This window comes from Pseudomonas sp. AE27, assembly GCF_037113495.1.
In the GTDB taxonomy this organism is placed as follows: domain Bacteria; phylum Pseudomonadota; class Gammaproteobacteria; order Pseudomonadales; family Pseudomonadaceae; genus Aquipseudomonas; species Aquipseudomonas palmensis.
Genome location: NZ_CP146966.1, coordinates 1132174 through 1152435 on the forward strand (window position 1 = coordinate 1132174; position 20262 = coordinate 1152435).

Genomic DNA, 20262 nt, shown 5'->3' on the forward strand with positions numbered 1-20262 from the left:
TCAGACCGTCGGCGAGCTGCGGGCAACCGCCAAGCTCTGGTAGCATCCGCGCCTATGACGTATTCAGGACGATTCACCTGCGGGTTGATTTTATGGGTTGCCAGCTGCGCGGTGTACGCACAGAGCGAGCTGGTAGTACGCATCAAGCCCGCCAACAACGAGCTCAAGGCCAACGTCGAAGGCTATATCGGCAGCCTTGGCACCCGCGATGAAGAAGCGCTGCTACGCTTCAGCCGCGGCGCCGTGGAGCAGGCCAGAAAAGCCGCCCAGGCGCTGGGCTACTACCAGGCGCAGATCGACAGCCAGGTCAAACCTTCGCCCAAGGCCGACAAGGGCCCGCAACTGGTGCTCAGCATCGAGCCGGGCGAGCCGGTGCGCCTGCGCGAGGTGACCGTGCGCGTCGAGGGCCCGGCCAGCGAGATGACGGCCTTCCGGGTTCCTTCGAGCAAGGCGCTGCGGCCTGGGGCTGTGCTCAACCATGGCAACTACGAGGACGCCAAGCGGCTGATCCAGAACCAGGCCTCGCGCTACGGTTTCTTCAGCGGGCATTTCCTGCGCCAGCGCCTGGCGGTCGACCCGGCGGCGGGTGTGGCGGATATCGAGCTGGTGTACGACAGCGGCCCGCGTTACCAGCTGGGCAAGGTCCGCTTCGAAGGCGACGCGCCGTTCGACGAGAGCCTGCTGCAACGCATGGTGCCCTTCAAGCAAGGCACCCCCTACGACTCCGAACTGATCGCCGAACTGAACAACGCGCTGCAATCGAGCGGCTACTTCGAAGGCGTGCGGGTCGACGCTGCGCCCACCGCCGCCGTGGCGCAGAGCATCCCGGTAGAGGTGCAACTGCAAACCCGCAAGCCCCGCACCATGGGCCTGGGCCTGGGCTTTTCGACCGACGTCGGGCCGCGCGGCAAGGCCAACTGGACCCGCCACTGGGTCAACCCGCAAGGCCACAGCTATGGCCTGGAAACCGAGCTTTCGGCGCCGCGCCAGAACGTCGGCCTGTGGTACGACATACCGCTCGACCCGCCGCTGACCGACAAGCTGCGCTTTGCCGGCGGCTACCAGAACGAAGAGATCGCCGGCACCGACAGCCTCAGCAAACTGCTCACCGTGGGCCCGGAATGGCACAGCAAGCTGCCCAGCGGCTGGCAGCGCGTGGTATCGCTCAAGTGGCAGCGCGAAGAGTACCGTCTGGGTGATGATTCGGGTTTGAGCACCCTGCTGATGCCGGGTGTGAGCTACAGCTACCTGCGCAGCGACAACCGCATCGACCCGCACAACGGCTACCGCTTGCAGTTCGACGCGCAGGTGGCCAAGGAAGGGCTGCTGTCCGACACCAACCTGCTGCATGGCAACGTGCTGCTCAAGGGCCTGACCACCGTGGCGCAGAACCACCGCTTCCTGGGCCGGGTGCAGTTCGGCGGCAGCGCCACCAACGGCTACAAGTCGGTGCCCCCCTCGCTGCGCTTCTTTGCCGGTGGCGACCAGAGCGTGCGCGGCTACGACTACCAGACCCTTTCACCCAAGAACGCCGATGGCGACCGTATCGGCGGGCGCTACCTGGTGGCCGCCAGTGCCGAGTACCAGTACTCGATCGCCGAGAAGTGGCGCCTGGCGACCTTCGTCGACCAGGGCAACTCGTTCAACAGCCTGGAGCTTCCCAGCCTCAAGACCGGCGTCGGCTTCGGTGTGCGCTGGGTGTCGCCGGTCGGCCCGCTGCGGCTCGACCTGGCCAAGGCGCTGGACGATGACGGCGGCATACGTTTGCACTTTTCCATGGGGCCCGAGTTGTGAGCAAGGTGTTGAAACGCGGCGGGCTGGCCCTGCTGGCGCTGCTGGTCGTGCTGGTGCTGGCCGTGGGTATCCTGCTGGGTACCCAGGCCGGCAGCCGCTGGGCCTTGAGCCTGGTGCCGGGCTTGCAGCTGGACAATTTTCAAGGCCGCCTTGGCGGGCAATGGCAGGCCGATCGGCTGATCTGGCAGCAGGGCGAGGACCGGGTCGAAGTGCTTGCACCGGTGTTTGCCTGGTCGCCCGGCTGCCTGTTGCGCATGACCTTGTGCATCGACCAGCTGCGCGCCGGGCAGGTCAACCTGGACTTCGCCCCCAGCGAGGCAGCGCCCGACAGCGGGCCGCTGCAGTTGCCCAGCCTCCAGTTGCCAGTGGCGATCGAACTGGGCGAAGTACAGGTCGGCCAGTTGCATCTGGACGGCAGCGAGCAGTTGAGCCAGTTGCAACTGGCTGCGCACTGGACCGCCCAGGGCCTGCAGATCGACAGCCTGAACCTGCAACGCGAAGACCTCAGCCTGAACCTCAGCGGCCTGCTGCAACCGGTGGGTGACTGGCCGTTGCAGCTGCAGGGTCAGGTGCAACTGCCGGCCATCGACGACCAGCCCTGGCAACTGGCGGTGCAGATAAAAGGCGACCTGCAGAAAAGCCTCGACCTGCAGGCCGACAGCAGCGGCTACCTGCAAGGGCGCCTGGCGGGTCAATTGCAGCCCCTGGCCGAGCACCTGCCGGCCCAGGTACGCCTGAGCGCCACCGGCTTCAAGCCATCGGCCGGATTGCCGGACACCCTGCAGTTCGAGCAGCTGGAACTCAGTGCCTATGGCGACCTGGCAAAAGGTTACCAACTGGTGGGCGCCGGTCGCCTGCCGGCCGAGCAGGGGCCGATCAGCCTGAGCCTGCGTGGCCGGGTGGATGCCAAGGGCGCCCAGATCGCTGCCCTGGACCTGAGCGCCGCCGCGCAGCAGCGTGTCACGCTCAGCGCCACTGCCGACTGGCAGAGCGGTCTGGTTGCCGATGCCAGCATCGACTGGCTGGACTTCCCGTGGCTGCGCCTGTACCCGCTGGACGAGGCTCCGCAGGTCACGCTGCGGCGCCTGAACGCCAAGGTCAACTACCGCGACGGCAACTACCAGGGCGATTTCAGTGGCGACCTGGACGGGCCGGCAGGTGCCTTCAAGGTCAGCAGCCCGTTCAAGGGCGACCTGGGCCAGGTCAGCCTGCCACAGCTGGCCCTTGAAGCCGGCCAGGGCAAGGTGGCCGGCAGCGTCGCCGTGCAGTTTGCCGAGGGCGTGGCGTGGGACGCGGCACTGGAATTGTCGGCGCTCAACCCGGCGTACTGGCTGGCCGAGCTGCCGGGCACCCTGGCGGGCCCGCTGCGCAGCAAGGGCGAACTCAAGGGCGACACGCTGCGCCTGAATGCCGATCTGGACCTCAAGGGGCGATTGCGCGGCCAGCCCGCCGTGCTGCAGGCCAAGGCCGACGGTGCAGGCGAGAACTGGACCCTGGGCACCTTGCTGATCCAGCTGGGGGACAACAAGATCAACGGCAGCGCCAGTGTGCAGCAACGCCTGGCCGGTCAGCTTGACCTCAACCTGCCGCGCCTGGGCCAGCTGTGGCCGCAACTGCAAGGCCAGCTCAAGGGCCGGCTCGATGTGGCCGGTACGCTCAAGGCGCCGCAGGGGCAACTGACCTTGCAGGGCCAGCAACTGGGCCAGGCCGAAAACCGCGTGCAACGCCTTGACCTGGACGCCCGGCTGGACAGCGCCCAGCGTGCCCTGATCGACCTGCAGGCCGGGTCGATCCGCCTGGGCGAAACCAACCTGGGCACCCTGACTGCCAAAGGCCAGGGCGACATTGGCAAGCAGCAATTGCAACTGGCCCTCGATGGGCCGCAGCTCAAGCTCGACCTGGGCCTGGACGGTCAGCTCGACAAGGGCAACTGGCGCGGACGCCTGGCCAGCGGCCAGGTGCAGGCGGGCGGGCAGGACTGGCAACTGCAGGCACCGGCCAGGTTGCAGCGCCTGGCCAATGGGCAGGTGGATTTCGGCGCCCATTGCTGGCGCTCCGGGCAGGCCAGCCTGTGTGGTGAAGACCAGCGCCTGATGCCCGACCCGCGCCTGCGCTACCACCTCAAGCAGTTCCCGCTGCAAAGCCTGGCGCAGTGGTTGCCCAAGGACTTCGCCTGGCAGGGCATGCTCAATGCCGACATCAACCTCGACCTGCCGGCCAGCGGGCCCAAGGGGTCGATCGTGGTGGACGCCAGTGGCGGCACCTTGCGGGTGCGGGAAAAGGATCGATGGCTGGACTTTCCGTACCAGGCGCTGCGCCTGAACAGCACCCTGGGCCCGCGCCGCGTGGACACGCGCCTGGAGTTCGTGGGCGGGCGCCTGGGCGAGCTGACCCTGTCGGCGCGTATCGACCCACTGGCGCGCAACAAGCCGCTGAGCGGAGACTTCCGCCTGAGCGGGCTGGACCTGTCGGTGGGCCGGCCGTTCGCGCCGATGGTCGAGCGCCTGGCTGGCCAGCTCAACGGCAGCGGACAGATCACCGGTACGTTGCTGGCGCCCCAGGTCAACGGCAACCTGACGCTGAGCAATGGCGAAGTGTCGGGGGCCGAGTTGCCCATCAGCCTCAGCGACCTCAGCCTGCGGGCACAGATCGCAGGCGAGCAGGTGCAACTGGGCGGCGAGTGGAAGAGCGGCCCGGTCGGCCAGGGCCGCCTGAGTGGCCAGATCGGCTGGGCCCAGGGCCTGGCGGTGGAGTTGCAACTGCAGGGGCAGCGCCTGCCGGTCACCGTCGAACCCTACGCCAACCTGGAGGTGGCGCCGGACCTGAAGATCCACATGATCGGCGAAAAGCTCGCGGTCACCGGCAAGGTGCTGGTGCCCAAGGGCAAGATCACCGTGCGCGAACTGCCGCCTTCGACCGTCAAGGTGTCGGATGACACGGTCATCATCGGCCACCAGACCGAGCAGGGCAAGGCGCCGATGGCCGTGGCCATGGACATCGACGTGGAGGTGGGGCAGGACAAGCTGGCATTCAGCGGCTTCGGCCTGACCGCCAACCTGCTGGGGCGCGTGCACATTGGCGACAACCTCGATACCCGTGGCGAGCTCAGCCTGGCCGATGGGCGCTACCGCGCCTATGGCCAGCGCCTGACCATCCGCCGTGCGCGCCTGCTGTTTGCCGGGCCGATCGACCAGCCCTACCTGGACATCGAGGCCATTCGCCAGACCGACGACGTGATTGCCGGCATCCGCCTCAGCGGCAGCGCCGAACAGCCCACCACCCAGGTGTTTTCCGAGCCGGCGATGAGCCAGGAGCAGGCCTTGTCGTACCTGGTGCTGGGGCGTCCGCTGGGCAATACCGGCGAAGACAACAACATGCTGGCGGAGGCGGCCCTGGGCCTGGGCCTGGCGGGCAGCGCGGGGATTACCGGCAGCCTGGCATCGAGCCTGGGCATCGAGGACTTCCAGCTCGACACCCAGGGCAGCGGCGACAACACCAGCGTGGTGGCCAGCGGCAAGCTGACCGAGCGCCTGAGCCTGCGCTACGGCGTAGGGGTGTTCGAGCCGGCCAACACCATCGCCTTGCGCTACCTGCTCAGCAAGAAGGTCTACCTGGAGGCTGCCAGCGGTATCGCCAGCTCGCTGGATATCTTCTACAAGCGCGACTTCTGATACGGCCCGTCAAGGGCTGCGCACACAACAACGCCAGGCGCGACCGCTCGCGCCTGGCGTTGTTGTGTGCAGGGTGTGTCTAGCGCGTGTGCGCTTCCTGGCGACGGATGTTGCCGATCTGGCGCAGGCTCAACCCGTACTTGTCGGCCAGTACGCTGCGTGACTGGCCATTGGAGCTTTCCTGCTGGATCTGCTGGTTGCGCAGCTGGCGATTGAAGTGGTCGGCCTTGGGAATTTCCAGCGCCATGCCGGCGTAGCGCTTGATCAATGCATCCAGCGCTTCGGTTGGCAGGATCTCGGCCAGCGTGGTGCGCTCGCGGTGCTTGGGAATGTACTTGGGGCGGCCGCCGTAGATGGTGGTCAGGCGGTAGGCATGCTCCAGCCCGATGCATTCGATGAGCATCTGCAGTGACTGGGGCAGTTGTTCGATGTCGATCTTGTTCAGGTCACACAGTTCCATGATGACTTCCTTGTTGGCGGTATGAGCGAAGGGGCCACTTCATCGGGTGCCGTCCGTGCCTGAGCATCCTTGCCAGGTGCGGCGCGCCCCACGTCGACAGCGTTGAACTGCCAAGTGGCCTGAAGGAATTCTCGGTCAACCGCCAAGGGGAGATCTAGGCAGCAAGCGGGTCAGGGGAGGTAGTCTTTCCGTACACATTGCGTGAGGAAGTCGGTGGTCTGTTGTAGGAACCAGCGGCGTCAGGGAGGGCGTGGCCCCGTGTCTACGGCGAGCCTGCTCCAGCACTGTGGTTCAGGTTGCTCAACCCTGAACGCAGGGCACGGGCACACCTGGCGGATGATTTCAGGTTGTCGCGTCGGGAAAAACCGGGAAACATCCTCCTGCGTGACGTGGCGTTGTATCATGGCCGCCGGCCGCAGTAGGGCCCTCAAACCCGTTGTCGTAAGGATTTTTCAATGACTCAAGCTCAACGCCTGAAATACTCGATCCTGGTTGCCCTGGTGGTGCTGGCAATCATGCTGGGCGGCTCGTACCTGCAGAACGCCGGCGTGATCAGCGAAAAGGTGTTCCAGTACATCGCCATCGGCGTAGCCGTATTGGCCGTGATCGTGAACGGCATCATGCGGCGCAAGGTCAAGTTCTGACCGCTTGCGAGGCTGCGGCCGGCGTCACCCGGCCGTTGGCCTAGCGTGAAACCGGCTGTTCCAGCACCGCGCGAGCCTCGGGGTTGAGGCTGTAGCACTTGTCGCTGCCCAGGCTGATCACACCCTCGACGCACAGGCGCTTGAGCACTTCGCGAACGCTCAGGAACGACAGCGGAATATCCAGCTGCTCGAGCTGGCTGTGCACCCCGCGCACCCCGATACTGCGCCCCTCTCTGGCGGCCGCGTGCAGCGCATCGATGACCTTCAGCCGGATCAGGCTGGTGCGCAGGCCGAATGCCTTGAGCAGTTCGCGGATATGTTCGTTGCCGGCGCGGTCCGGTTCAGCCGCTTCGGGCTTTTCCGGCAGCGGCGCGTGGGCTTTGCGTCTGAAACGCAGCGGTGTGATTGGCTGTTGCTGGTTGTACATGTGAAAACTCCCTTTCCCGAGCCTGTCCAGTTTGCGTGTGGTGCTCTCACTCTATAAGACGAACGAGCACGGCAAATCTGCATCGGCAAGGCAAAAAATATTGCCTTTATGTAGAGAGAGACGAACGAGCGGCGCAAAAGCGGTAAATTTTCATGATGAAATTCGTCTAGTCAGGATGTTCGTTCACCCTGATGCTGCCGGAGTCCGCGTGTTTGCCAATCGCTCGATCCCCTCGTTCTGCCTGACGGCCCTGCTGGTTGCTCTGAGTTGTTCAGCCCACGCCCGCGAGGCGCCGCCGGGCGAGGCCCGGGCCGAGATCCGCCGCACCAGCTTCGGTGTGCCGCACATCGTGGCCCGCGATGAGCGTGGCCTGGGCTATGGCATCGGGTATGCCTACGCGCAGGACAACCTGTGCCTGCTGGCCAACGAAGTGGTGACCGTCAACGGTGAGCGCTCGCGGTTCTTCGGGCCGCAGGCGCTGACCCTGGAGCAGCGTGAAAACCTGGCCAGCGACGTGTTTTTCACCTGGCTGAACACGCCGGCGGCGGTGTCTGCGTACTGGCAGGCGCAACCGGCGCCGATCCGTTCATTGCTCGAAGGCTACGCGCTGGGCTACAACCGCGCGCTGGCCGAGCGCACTGCCCAGGGCCTGCCTGCCCAGTGCCAGCAGGCCGAGTGGCTGCGCCCCATCACCGCCCTGGACCTGGTCAAGCTGACCCGTCGCCTGCTGGTCGAGGGTGGGGCCGGGCAGTTCGTCGAAGCCGTGGCCGGTGCCGCGCCCCCCGGTGCAGCGGCGGGGTTGCCGGCTGCGGCCTTCAGTGTGGCCCAGGCGCGTCAGGCCAACTTTGCGCTTGAGCGCGGCAGCAACGCGGTGGCGATAGGGCACGAGCGTTCGGCCAATGGCCGTGGCCTGTTGCTGGCCAACCCGCATTTCCCGTGGGTGGGTGGCATGCGCTTCTACCAGATGCAGTTGAGCATCCCCGGCAAGCTGAACGTGATGGGCGCCGCGTTGCCCGGCCTGCCGCTGATCAATATCGGTTTCAACCGGCATCTGGCCTGGACTCACACCGTCGACACCTCCCGGCACTTCACCTTGCACCGCTTGCAACTGGACCCGAAAGACTCGACCCGCTACCTGCTCGACGGCGTGTCCACCCCCATGACCCGCCAGCCGGTGAGCGTGTCGGTCAAGGCTGAGGACGGCCAGCAGCAGGTGGTCACCCGCGAGCTGTACGGCACGATCTACGGCCCGCTGGTACAGTGGCCCGGGCGGCTGGACTGGACCGGGCAGGTGGCCTTCAGCCTGCGTGATGCCAACCTGGGCAACACCCGCGTGCTGCAGCAGTGGTACAGCATGAACCAGGCCGACAGCCTGCAGGCCCTGCAGCAGTCGGTGCAGCGCCTGCAGGGCATACCCTGGGTCAACACCCTGGCGGTGGATGCCAGGGGGCAGGCGTTGTACCTGAACCAGTCGGTGGTGCCCTATGTGGATGCGCCGCTGCTGGCGCAGTGCAGCGACCCGGCGGCGGGCCTGGAACTGATCGTGCTCGACGGTTCGCGCAGCGCCTGCAACTGGAAGGTCGATGCGCGAGCGGCGCAGCCCGGTATCTTCCCCGCGCAACTGCAGCCCAGCCTGCTGCGTGGCGACTTCGTACAGCACTCCAACGATTCGGCCTGGATGGTCAACCCGGCGCAGCCGCTGCGCGGCTACTCGCCGATCATCAGCCGCGAAGACGTGCCCCTGGGCCCGCGCAGCCGCTTTGCCCTGCAGCGGTTGAACCGCCCCGGCAAGATCAGCGCGCAGGACCTGCACCACATGGTCATGGACGACAAGGTGTACCTGGCCGAGCTGGCGCTGCCCGACCTGCTGCAGTGGTGCACGGGCGCGACGGCCGATCCGCAGCTCAAGGCCGTATGCGACAGCCTGGCGGCGTGGGATGGCAAGGCCGGTCTGGCCAGTGGCATCGGCCTGGTGCACTTCCAGAACATCCTGCAGGCGTTGCAGGAGCACGGTGAATTCTGGCGCGTGGCATTCGATCCGGCCGACCCCCAGCACACCCCACGCGGCCTTGCGCTGGAGCGTGCCGAGGTGGCCAGGGCCGTGCGTGAGGCGGCATTGGCGTCGCAGGCGCAGGTGGCCGAGGCCGGGCTGAGTGCGAATGTGCAGTGGGGGCAGATCCAGCAGGCGGGCGACGGCACGCCGATGCATGGCGGGCCGTCGAGCCTTGGGGTGTACAACGCCATGCAGAGCGTGCCGGGCGAGGGGGGCAAGCGCACCGTGATCAGCGGCACCAGTTACCTGCAGGTGGTCAGTTTCGATGACAAGGGGCCGCACGCGCAGGGGCTGCTGGCGTTTTCCCAGTCCAGCGAGGCGGGGTCGGTGCATGCCAGTGACCAGACCCGTGCGTTCTCGGCCGGGCACTGGCACACCATTCCATTCACCGAGGCGCAGATCAAGGCGGACCCGCAGTACCAGGTGCAGGTGATACGTGAGACGGATACTGCAGCTGTAGTCAGCAGCGCACGTTGAGCGTCGGCTGCATCGCGGGTCAAGCCCGCTCCCACCAGGGTTGCGCACTACCTGTGGGGGCGGGCTTGACCCGCGATAGCGTGCTACGTATTCAGATCCCGCAACAACAGCCCGAAGCCCAGCTCCACCTGTTCGGGAATCGGCAGGTACACCGTGTGCCCATCCCCCGGCGCCACCTCCAGCGGGTTGCCCGCGCGATCCCGCAGCTGGTGCAGGTCGAAATGGTAGTTGCCCCGCGGCGTCATCAGCTCCAGGTGATCGCCCAGCCCGAAACGGTTCTTGACCTTGACCTCGGCCAGCCCGTCGACCCGCTCCCCGGTCAGCTCGCCCACGAATTGCTGGCGCTCGGACACCGAGTTGCCCCGCTCGTAGTTCTGGTACTCGTCGTGCACGTGGCGGCGCAAGAAGCCTTCGGTGTAGCCGCGTTGCGCCAATGACTCCAGGTCGAGCATCAGCGAACGGTCGAATTCACGCCCCGCCAGCGCATCGTCGATGGCCTGCCGGTACGCCTGGGTGGTGCGGGCACAGTAGAAGTGCGACTTGGTACGCCCCTCGATCTTCAGCGAGTGCACCCCCATGCGGGTCAGGCGCCCGACGTGCTGCACGGCACGCAGGTCCTTGGCGTTCATGATGTAGGTGCCGTGCTCGTCCTCGAATGCCGGCATGTCTTCGCCGGGCCGGTTGGCTTCCTGCAGCACGAACACCTGGTTGGTGGGGGCGCCGACGCCCAGGGTCGGCTGGACTTCGCGCACGATGTCACCCACCTCGTTTTCCTGGGCCGGGGTGGCGCTGTACTGCCAGCGGCAGGCGTTGGTGCAACTGCCCTGGTTGGCATCGCGCCGGTTCAGGTAGCCCGACAGCAGGCAGCGCCCCGAATACGCCATGCACAGGGCGCCGTGCACGAACACTTCCAGCTCCATCGCCGGCACCTGCTGGCGGATCTCTTCGATTTCCTCCAGCGACAGCTCCCGGGACAGGATCACCCGGCTCAGGCCCTGGGATTGCCAGAACGCGACACTGGCCCAGTTCACCGTATTGGCCTGTACTGACAGGTGGATCGGCATGGCCGGGAAGTGCTGGCGCACCAGCATGATCAGCCCAGGGTCGGACATGATCAGCGCGTCCGGGCCCATGGCGATCACAGGTTCCAGGTCTTTGAGGAAGGTCTTGAGCTTGGCATTGTGCGGGGCGATGTTGACCACCACGTAGAACCGCTTGCCCTGGGCCTGGGCTTCCTGGATGCCCAGCGCCAGGTTGGCGTGGTCGAATTCGTTGTTGCGCACACGCAGGCTGTAGCGCGGCTGGCCGGCGTACACCGCATCGGCGCCATAGGCGAAGGCATAGCGCATGTTCTTCAGGGTGCCAGCAGGGGCGAGCAGTTCGGGTCGGGCGAGGTGGGTCATGGCAAGGTCGCGACAAAAGCGCGGATGCTACGCGCCTGCACCACCGATTTTATTGATCCACGGCAACGGCACTTTCTGCAGTGCGCCGCGCACTAAACATCAGAGCGCAAAGGAGCGGACATGAACGAAACGGTATTGCAGCAAAAAGCCCTGATGTGGTTGCTGGTCCTGGTGACCCTGGCCTTCATCTGGATTCTATTGCCCTACTACGGCGCGGTGTTCTGGGCGGTGATCCTGGGCATCGTGTTTGCGCCGTTGCAGCGCCGGTTGCTGTTGCGCCTGGGCTGGCGGCGCAACCTGGCAGCGGGCATCACGCTGCTGGTGTGCCTGCTGATCGCGATTCTGCCGGTGATCGTCATCAGCACGTTGCTGGTTCAGGAAGGCGCCACGCTGTACAAGAGCATCGAGAGCGGCCAACTGGACATCGCCGGCTACATCGAGCGCTTCAAGGACATGCTGCCCGCTGTGGCCCAGCATGGCCTGGAACGCCTGGGCATGGGGGATCTGGAGGGCTTGCGCGACAAGATCGCCAAGGGCGCGATGCAGGGCAGCCAGTTCTTCGCCACCCAGGCGTTCAGCTTCGGGCAGGGCACGTTCGAGTTCCTGGTGAGCTTCGGCATCATGCTGTACCTGCTGTACTTCTTCCTGCGCGATGGCGCCGAATTGGTGCGCAAGATCCGCACGGCGGTGCCCCTGGCCGAACACCAGAAGCGTCGCCTGCAACTGAAGTTCAATCGCGTGGTGCGTGCCACGGTCAAGGGCAACCTGCTGGTGGCGGTGACCCAGGGCGCGCTCGGCGGGTTCATCTTCTGGGTGCTGGATATCCCCAGTGCGCTGGTGTGGGCGGTGCTGATGGCGTTTCTGTCGCTGCTGCCGGCGGTGGGTGCCGGCATCGTGTGGGGCCCGGTGGCCGCGTACTTCCTGCTCAGTGGTTCGATCTGGCAGGGTGTGGTGCTTGCCGCCTTCGGGGTGTTCGTGATCGGCCTGGTGGACAACGTGCTTCGCCCGATCCTGGTGGGCAAGGACACCCGCATGCCCGACTACCTGATCCTGATCTCGACCCTGGGCGGGCTGGCGGTGTTCGGCCTCAACGGCTTCGTCATCGGGCCGTTGATCGCCGCGCTGTTCATGTCCAGCTGGGGGATTTTCGTGGCGACCAAGCCTCAGGTGCAACTGCCCTGAGGCGCCGCTGGCGAGCGTCACTTCCAGCTATAGGACATGCCCACGTAGGCTGCGAAGCCTTCGCCGGGGGTGGAGCGTGCGGCATCGAGGCCCTTGTCGTCGTAGCCGGGCGTCACGGTTGCGGCATAGCGCTGGTTGGTGAGGTTGCGCAGGTCGAGCCAGGTGGCCCAGTCCTGTCGGGGGGAGGCGTAGCCGAAGGTCGCGCCCAGCAGGGCATACGCATCGGCCTGGTAGGAGTTGGCGTAGTTGACCTGCACCTTTGAGGCCATCTGCGTGTTGAGCCCGGCATAGAAGCCGCTGGGATGGTCCAGGCGCACCTGCGCCTGGTAGTAGTGCATCGGCATGCCGGGCAGGCGGTTGTCGCCGAACGCCGCGTCATCGCGGTAGTGGAAGTCGCTGAAGGTGTAGGCCTGGCGCAGCGACACCCGGCCAACTCCGCTGTGTTCCCACAGCAGGCTGTCGAGGCTGGCTTCCACCCCCTGGTGCACGGTAGGGCTGGCATTCACCTCGCCGACGATGGCGTTGGTGGTGCTGCTGGCGGCCACGGTTTCCACTGTCAGCAGTTCGTGGCGCACGGCCGAGTAGTACCAGGCCAGGTCCCAGCGTCCCAGCCGCGAGTCGCCGCGGGCGCCGAGCTCCAGAGTGGTGGCGGTCTGGTTGCGCAGCTCGATGGGTTGGGTCTGCAGGCCGTTGATCGCTGGCGAGCTCCAGATCAGCGCCCAGGGGTGCGCAGGCTCCACCGAGCGGCTCAGGTTGCCGTACAGCTGCAGCGCGGGGCTGAAGTCGTAGCGCAGCCCCAGGCGCGGGGCGTAGTCCCAGTCATGCTGGCTGACCTTGCCGCCGCTGGCCGGATAGGTGACGGCGCTTTCGCGGCGGGTATAGATCATCGCCAGGCCGCTGGTCAGCCACAGGTCTGGCACCAGTTCCAGTTCGTTGCTGAAGTGGAGGACGCTGTCCGAGCCCTGGTAGGTGAAGTCGCGGGTCTTGGTGCCTATGGGCTGAGAGGGGGCGGTCTCGACCCGCACGAACTCCGAGGCCCCCGTGTTGGGCAGGTGCTTGGTGGTGCGCCAGCCGAGGGTGGTCTTGCTCTCGCGGCCGAACAGGGTGTCGCGGCGCAGGTAGTTGAGCGTGCCGCTGACGTCGGTGTACGCCACCTTGAGGCGCTTGGTGCCTTCACGCAGGTCCATCGGGTAGTCGTGGTAGACCAGGCCGGCTTCCAGTTGCGAGTCGTCATCGAGGTAGAAGGTGGTCTTGTTGCCCAGCCAGGTGCTGCCCGGTTGCGGGCGGCTGGCGTCGCGGCTCAGGTACAGCGGGTTGGCAGCGCGCGGGTGGTGCTTGATCTGGTCCTTGGTCAGGCGCCCGGCCAGTTCGTTTTCGGTTTCGCGGTAACGCAGGTAGAAGCGGGTTTCCAGGTTGGGGTTGAAGCGGTAGCCGACGTTGGCGGCGATGCCCTTGCTGCTGCCGCTGCTGTGGTCCTGGTAGCCGTCGTATTCCGAGTCGGTGAGGGCGACGTAGTAGTCCAGGTCACCCAGTACCTGGCCGGAGCTGACCTGGCGTTTGCCGTAGCCACGGCTGCCGGCCTCGACCCGTACCTGCAGGGGCGCGGCGTCGTAGCCGGTGTGGGTCACGTAATTGATGGCGCCGCCCAGGGCCAGGGCGCCGCGGTCGAAGCCGTTGGCGCCGCGCAGTACCTCGGCGCGGCTTAGCCACAGGGGCTCGAACAGTTCATAGGGCGTGCCGCCGGGGCCGGTCAGGGGCAGGCCGTCGAACAGGGTGTATACGCCGGAGCCGTGGGCGCCGGGGGCACGGTTGAGGCCCGAGCCGCGAATCGACAGTTTGATGCCGTCGTTGCCGGCGGATTGGGCGAACACGCCGGGCTGGTAGGCGAGCACGTCCTGGTTGCTGGCGACGCGGCCTTGTTCGACCTGTTGCATGTCGATCAGGTTGGTGGCCCCGGGGATTTGCTGCAGGCGCTCGCGGGCGTCCTGAAGTTCGTTGTGTTCCTGGTCCTGGATCAGTACCTGGCCGAGTTCGATGCCTGGGTTGGCTTGGGCGGTGGCGGTGCAGGCGATCAATACGGCGAGGGACGAGCGGGGCAGGGTGGGGTGCATCGAAGGGGTTCCGGGACGGTTGGGCGGGTATCTGACGTTGCAAGTATCAGACGAAGCACAGTGGGTGATCTGTAGTGCAGTCATGCTTTTGATCTGTTCTGGATCCGCCCTGGATCTGCTGTTGATTTGCTTTTGATTTTGATCTGCTTTTGATCTTGATCTTCCGTCCCCCAGAAGGCCGAGTGGAGGTGTCGTGCAGGGGGCGGGGCGAAGCCCCTTCGGCGTTAGCCGAAGCGAGCGACTGTTAGAGTTGCTTGCAACTCGGGTCGCGTGCCCCCGGAGCGGCGCCGGAGGGAGGGGACCCGGAGCGAAGCGTAGGGCCTGATGATGGACGGAGCGGTTTTGCTTACTTTTTCCAAGAAAAAAGTAAGCCGCTGTAAGAGCGGAAGGGGCCCTGATTGTCGATAAACATGCTGGATATGTTCACGGTCGTCGATTTTATCGAGCGGTGTGTTTATCCGGCATGGATAGCGCTGCGAATGAAGCCTTCCGCTCTTACAGCGGGTCACTTTTGCAAGGACGCAAAAGTAACCAAAAGGTCCCCGGCCAAACATACGGCCCTACGCTTCGCTCCGGGTTCCCTCCCTCCGGCGCCGTCCAGGGGGCACGCGACCCGAGTTGCTGCGCAACTCTAACAGTCGCTCGCTTCGGCTAACGCCGAAGGGGCTACGCCCCGCCCCCTGCACGACACCTCCACTCGGCCTCCTGACAGGCCGGACAATCAAGATCAAGATCAAGAGCAAGAGCAACGGCGGTTTGGGGTATTGGTTGTTCAATCGCCAAAAACAAAACACCCCGCCGAAGCGGGGTGTCCTGTCAATGCATCAGCACTCAACCAAGCAACTGCAAACCTGCATGCTGCACCAGGTCCAGCAACGGCTGCGGATAAACACCCAGCACGAACGCCAGAATCGCAATCGCCAGCAGCATCACACCACCGGTACGCTGCTCCCAGTTCAACGGCGCATCGTGACGACGCAGGTTCGGCTCGATCAGGTACAGGGTGACCATCACGCGCAGGTAGTAGAACACCCCGATCGCACTACCAATCACCAACGCACCCACCAGCCACCACAGCTGCGACTCGACGCCGGTAGCAATGATGTAGAACTTGCCGATGAAGCCCGCGGTCAGCGGAATACCCGCCAGCGACAGCATCATCACGGTCAGTACCGCCGTCAGGTACGGACGACGCCAGAACAGGCCGCGGTACTCGTACAGGGCATCGGCATCACGGCCCTTGTAAGGCGAGGACATCAGGGTGATGACGCCAAACGCGCCCAGGCTGGTGATCACGTAGGTCACCAGGTACACGCCAATGGCTTCCACCGCCATGCCCTTGCTCGCCACCAGCGCAATCAGCAGGTAACCGAAGTGGGCGATCGAGGAGTAACCCAACAGACGCTTGAGGTTGCTCTGGGTCAGCGCCAGCAGGTTGCCGACCAGAATCGAGGCCACTGCAATCACCGACAGCACGGTGGTCAGCACGCCGCTGCTGGCAGCAGGGGAGAGCATGAACAGGCGTACCACAACGGCGAATACAGCCACCTTGCTCGCGGTGGCCAGGAACGCGGCGACCGGCGCCGGAGCACCTTCGTATACGTCCGGGGTCCACAGGTGGAACGGTACCAGCGACAGCTTGAACGCCAGGCCGACCAGCATCATGCCCAGGCCCAGCTGGGCAATCAGGCTTGGCAGGCTGGTGGTGGCCAGGGCCTTGCCGATGCCGTCGAAGCTCAGGCTGCCAGCGTCGGCATACAGCAGCGCCATGCCGAACAGCAGGAACGCGGAACCGGCTGCCGACAACACCATGTACTTGATGCCGGCTTCCAGCGAACGCTTGTTGAAGAACGCATACGCCACCAGGCCATACACCGGTACCGAGAGCAGCTCCAGGCCGATGAACAGGCCGGCCAGGTGTTGCGCGCAGACCAGCACCAGGCCGCCCAGGGCCGCCATCAGGATCAGCAGGTAGAGCTCTTCGCGGTTGCCCGGGTAACCCTTGCCGCCGTCACCCAGGTAGGCATGCGCCAGGGTCACGCAGGCCAGGGTGGCGACCAGGATCAACGCCATGTACAGGCACGCGAAGCTGTCGACGGTCAGCAATGGGGTGACCGCCAGCGGGGCCACCTTGAGGGTCGGGATGATCGACAGCAGGGCCAGGTTCAGCCCCACGGTCGACAGCAGGAAGGTTTGCGAGTGATTGCGGCGCCAGGCGATGGCCAGCATCACCACGACGATGGTGATACTGGTGATCAGCAGTGGCGCAAGCGCAATAAAGTGTTGAATCGTCAGGTCCATAGCGCTCTTACCGGGCCGAAGCGAGTTGAGTGAAAGCGGAGCCGAGCCACTGCTGCACACCACTCATGGTGGCGGCGGAGGTATCCAGGAACGGCTGCGGGTAAACGCCCAGCACAATCAGCAGTACCGCCAGGCCCAGCACCATGATCAGTTCGCGGTTGTCCATGCCGGCCAGTACTTCGTCGGACTTGGCCGGGCCGAAGTAGGCGCGGTGGATCATGATCAGCGAGTACACCGAGCCGAACACCAGGCCGGAGGTGGCAATCGCGGTGACCCATGGGGCACTGACGAAGCTGCCGATCAGGATCAGGAACTCGCCGACGAAGTTGCCGGTACCCGGCAAGCCCAGCGAGGCCGCGGCGAAGAACAGGCTGATGGCCGGCAGGTAGGCGATGCGCGACCACAGGCCACCCATCTGACGCATGTCACGGGTGTGCAGACGCTCGTACAACTGGCCGCTGAGGATGAACAGCGCCGCCGCCGACAGGCCGTGGGCCAGCATCTGGATCACCGCGCCCTGCAGGGCCTGCTGGCTGCCGGAGTAGATGCCGATCAGCACGAAGCCCATGTGCGAGACGCTGGAGAACGCGATCAGGCGCTTGATGTCGGTTTGCGCGAAGGCCAGGAATGCACCGTAGAAGATGCCGATCAGACCCAGGGTCATGGCGATCGGCGCGAACTCGGCCGAGGCATTCGGGAACAGCGGCAGGGCAAAACGCAGCAGGCCGTAGGCCGCGGTCTTCAGCAGGATACCGGCCAGGTCGACGGAACCGGCAGTCGGCGCCTGGGCGTGGGCATCAGGCAGCCAGGAGTGGAACGGTACCACCGGCAGCTTGACCGCGAAGGCGATGAAGAAGCCCAGCATCAGCAGGTATTCGGTACCCGCCGGCAGGTCGGCCTTGAGCAACTGGGTGTAGTCGAAGGTGATCACACCGGTGTTGCCGTAGTTGACCAGCACCAGGCCCAGGATCGCCACCAGCATGATCAGGCCGCTGGCCTGGGTGAAGATGAAGAACTTGGTGGCTGCGTAGATCCGGGTCTTCTTGCCGTCCGAGGAGCTGTGACCCCAGAGCGCGATGAGGAAATACATCGGCACCAGCATCATTTCCCAGAAGAAGAAGAACAGGAACAGGTCCATGGCCAGGAACACACCGACCACGCCGCCCAGGATCCACATCAGGTTGAGGTGGAAGAAGCCGACGTGGCGCTGGATCTCTTTCCAGGAACACAGTACCGAGAGCACACCGAGCAGGCCGGTGAGCAGGATCATCAGCAGCGACAGGCCGTCCAGGGCCAGGTGCAGGCTGATGCCGAAGCGCTCGATCCACAGCACTTTGAACTCGTAGGCCCACTGTGGCGCGGCACCCGGCGCAGGCGCCAGGGTGTAGTCGCCGTTGGCCCACAGCCAGAGGCCGATACCAAGCAGCAGGGACATGGTCAGCAGCGCGATGTAGCGCGGCAGGGTGGCGCCGAAGCGCTCACCCAGCCAGCACAGCAGGCCGCCGATAAAGGGGATCAGGATCAGCCAAGGCAAAATCATGACGGGCTCAATTCCTTTCGCAAAGTCGCAAGGTTCATATCAGACCGCAGCCACAACAACGGCACCGAGCACAAGCACGGCACCAATGGCGATCGAGGCGGTGTACCAGCGCAGCTGACCGGTTTCGGTTTTGCTCATGGCGGCATGACCGCCCTTGGCCAAACGCGGAATCAGGCCGATGCTGCGGTCAACCGGATCCTTGCGCAGGATGTGGCTGATCAGCAGGTAAGGTTTGACGAACAGCTTGTCGTAGATCCAGTCGAAGCCCCAGGCGGCGAACCACCAGGCCGACAGCACACGACCGATACCGCTGTTGGCGATCGCGGTAACCAGGCGACGCTTGCCCAGGAACAGCATGGCGGCCAGCAGGATACCGGCGATGGCGATGGCACCCGAGGCGATTTCCAGGCTGTGCTTGGCTTCGCCACCGGCATGCCCGACGCTCTGCGGCAGCACGCCGGCCAGCGGTGGGTGGATCCAGGCGCCGACGAAGGTCGACAGCACGATCAGCACGCCCAGCGGCAGCCAGTGCGAGATGCCGTGGCCAGCGTGGGCTTCGGTCTTGGCTTCGCCGTGGAAGGCGATGAAGATCAGGCGGAAGGTGTACAGCGAGGTCATGAACGCACCCACCAGGCCGGCGTACAGCAAGCCGCTGTTGCCGCTGGCGAAGGCTTCCCAGAGGATCTCGTCCTTGGAGTAGAAGCCGGCGGTCAGCAGCGGCAGGGCAGCCAGGGCGGCACCACCGACGATGAAGCTGGCGTAGGCCAGTGGCAGTTTCTTCCACAGGCCGCCCATCTTGAAGATGTTCTGCTCGTGGTGGCAGGCAACGATCACCGCACCGGAGGCAAGGAACAGCAGGGCCTTGAAGAAGGCGTGGGTCATCAGGTGGAAGATCGCGCCGTCGAAGGCGCCCACGCCCAGGGCCAGGAACATGTAGCCGATCTGGCTCATGGTCGAGTAGGCCAGGATACGCTTGATGTCGGTCTGTACCAGCGCGGCAAAGCCGGCCAGCACCAGGGTCACGCCGCCGACCACACCCACCAGGTGCAGCACGTCGGGCGCCAGGGCGAACAGGCCGTGGGTACGCGCGATCAGGTAGACACCGGCGGTCACCATGGTGGCGGCGTGGATCAGTGCCGATACCGGGGTAGGGCCGGCCATCGCGTCTGCAAGCCAGGTCTGCAGCGGCAGCTGGGCCGATTTGCCCACGGCGCCGCCCAGCAGCATCAGGGTTGCCAGCACGATCCAGAAATCACCGGCCTGGAACTTCTGCGGCGCCAGCACCAGCAGTTGCTGGATGTTCAGGGTGCCCAGTTGCTGGAACAGGATGAACAGGCCGATGGCCATGAACACGTCGCCGATACGGGTGACGATGAAGGCCTTGAGCGCTGCGTTGCCGTTGTTGCGGTTGCTGTAGTAGAAACCGATCAACAGGTACGAGCACAGGCCCACGCCTTCCCAACCGAAGTAGATGAACAGCAGGTCGTCGCCCAGGATCAGGAACAGCATGCTGGCAATGAACAGGTTGGTGTAGGCGAAGAAGCGCGAGTAGCCGGCTTCACCACGCATGTACCACGAGGCGAACAGGTGGATCAGGAAGCCCACGCCGACCACCACGCCGAGCATGGTCACCGACAGGCCGTCCAGGTACAGGGTGAAGTTGGGCTTGAAGTCGCCCACCTGCATCCACTGCCACAGCAGCTGGCTGTACGCGCCGCCTTCAGGCGGGGCGACGTTGAACTGCCAGATCACGTAGGCGGCCACGATGGTCGAGAGGCCGATCGAACCGACACCGATCAGCGCCGACAGGTTCTCCGAGAACCGCCCGCGCGAGAACGACAGCAGCACAAAGCCGATCAGGGGGAAGACGAAGGTCAGAAAGAGTAGGTTCATCCGCGCATCTCACTGGCAGCATCGATATCGAGAGTGTGGAAGCGGCGATACAGCTGCAGCAGGATCGCCAGGCCGATACTGGCCTCGGCGGCGGCCAGGCTGATCACCAGGATGAACATGATCTGCCCGTCCGGTTGCGCCCAGCGGCTGCCCGCCACGATGAATGCCAGTGCCGAGGCGTTCATCATGATTTCCAGGCTCATCAGTACGAACAGAATGTTGCGGCGCACCATCAGCCCGACCAGGCCGAGGCAGAACAGGATGCCGGCGACGGCCAGGCCGTGTTCGAGAGGAATTGCTGACATG

General features: G+C 65.1%; 13 protein-coding genes. 5 read left to right on the forward strand and 8 right to left on the reverse strand.

From position 1 onward, the window contains the following. The first annotated feature begins 54 nt into the window (after window positions 1–54). Window positions 55–1794 (forward strand): autotransporter assembly complex family protein, encoded by a 1740-nt coding sequence (locus tag V9K84_RS05365; protein ID WP_043860882.1) that lies wholly within the window; start codon window positions 55–57, stop codon window positions 1792–1794. Further along, on the forward strand, window positions 1791–5465 hold the full coding sequence (locus tag V9K84_RS05370) for a translocation/assembly module TamB domain-containing protein (RefSeq protein ID WP_088515162.1): 3675 nt from the start codon (window positions 1791–1793) through the stop codon (window positions 5463–5465). Before V9K84_RS05365 ends, V9K84_RS05370 begins: the two co-directional genes overlap by 4 nt. A 79-nt stretch (window positions 5466–5544) precedes the next feature. On the opposite strand, the gene V9K84_RS05375 is transcribed toward V9K84_RS05370, so the two are convergent. Next, on the reverse strand, window positions 5545–5925 hold the full coding sequence (locus V9K84_RS05375; protein ID WP_043860880.1) for a Mor transcription activator family protein: 381 nt from the start codon (window positions 5923–5925) through the stop codon (window positions 5545–5547). A gap of 455 nt (window positions 5926–6380) precedes the next feature. On the opposite strand from V9K84_RS05375, the gene V9K84_RS05380 reads away from it, so the two are divergent. Beyond that, window positions 6381–6569 (forward strand): hypothetical protein, encoded by a 189-nt coding sequence (locus tag V9K84_RS05380; RefSeq protein ID WP_043860879.1) that lies wholly within the window; start codon window positions 6381–6383, stop codon window positions 6567–6569. Between the two features lie 40 nt (window positions 6570–6609). On the opposite strand, the gene V9K84_RS05385 is transcribed toward V9K84_RS05380, so the two are convergent. Next, window positions 6610–6996, reverse strand: a complete 387-nt coding sequence (locus V9K84_RS05385) for a fe2+ zn2+ uptake regulation protein (RefSeq protein ID WP_088515161.1) — start codon at window positions 6994–6996, stop codon at window positions 6610–6612. A 208-nt stretch (window positions 6997–7204) separates the two neighbouring features. Here V9K84_RS05385 and V9K84_RS05390 point away from each other — a divergent pair, with 208 nt between their 5' ends. Continuing rightward, entirely contained in the window at window positions 7205–9526 is a 2322-nt protein-coding gene (locus tag V9K84_RS05390) for an acylase (RefSeq protein ID WP_338794228.1), read from the forward strand. 83 nt (window positions 9527–9609) lie between these two features. Here the strand turns inward: V9K84_RS05390 and yegQ are convergent, their stop codons facing one another. Beyond that, entirely contained in the window at window positions 9610–10929 is a 1320-nt protein-coding gene (yegQ, locus tag V9K84_RS05395; RefSeq protein ID WP_043860877.1) for a tRNA 5-hydroxyuridine modification protein YegQ, read from the reverse strand. A 120-nt stretch (window positions 10930–11049) separates the two neighbouring features. Here yegQ and V9K84_RS05400 point away from each other — a divergent pair, with 120 nt between their 5' ends. After that, window positions 11050–12111 carry an AI-2E family transporter gene (locus tag V9K84_RS05400; protein ID WP_088515159.1) on the forward strand — a complete coding sequence of 354 codons (1062 nt, stop codon included), beginning with the start codon at window positions 11050–11052 and terminating at the stop codon, window positions 12109–12111. Between the two features lie 17 nt (window positions 12112–12128). Here the strand turns inward: V9K84_RS05400 and V9K84_RS05405 are convergent, their stop codons facing one another. The 5 genes from V9K84_RS05405 to nuoK all read right to left on the reverse strand — a co-directional run bounded on the left by V9K84_RS05405 (window position 12129) and on the right by nuoK (window position 20261). Beyond that, window positions 12129–14222 (reverse strand): TonB-dependent receptor, encoded by a 2094-nt coding sequence (locus tag V9K84_RS05405; protein ID WP_338794232.1) that lies wholly within the window; start codon window positions 14220–14222, stop codon window positions 12129–12131. A gap of 831 nt (window positions 14223–15053) precedes the next feature. Next, the gene (gene nuoN, locus V9K84_RS05410) at window positions 15054–16523 is read right to left on the reverse strand and encodes an NADH-quinone oxidoreductase subunit NuoN (protein WP_043860874.1); all 1470 of its coding nucleotides are present in this window, start codon (window positions 16521–16523) and stop codon (window positions 15054–15056) included. 7 nt (window positions 16524–16530) lie between these two features. Then, window positions 16531–18063 (reverse strand): NADH-quinone oxidoreductase subunit M, encoded by a 1533-nt coding sequence (gene nuoM / locus V9K84_RS05415; RefSeq protein ID WP_088515157.1) that lies wholly within the window; start codon window positions 18061–18063, stop codon window positions 16531–16533. A gap of 39 nt (window positions 18064–18102) precedes the next feature. Continuing rightward, on the reverse strand, window positions 18103–19956 hold the full coding sequence (gene nuoL / locus V9K84_RS05420) for an NADH-quinone oxidoreductase subunit L (RefSeq protein ID WP_088515156.1): 1854 nt from the start codon (window positions 19954–19956) through the stop codon (window positions 18103–18105). Next, a complete protein-coding gene (gene nuoK, locus V9K84_RS05425; RefSeq protein ID WP_010220409.1) occupies window positions 19953–20261 on the reverse strand; it encodes an NADH-quinone oxidoreductase subunit NuoK in 309 nt (102 codons plus the stop codon). Before nuoK ends, nuoL begins: the two co-directional genes overlap by 4 nt. Window position 20262: the final 1 nt, after the last annotated feature.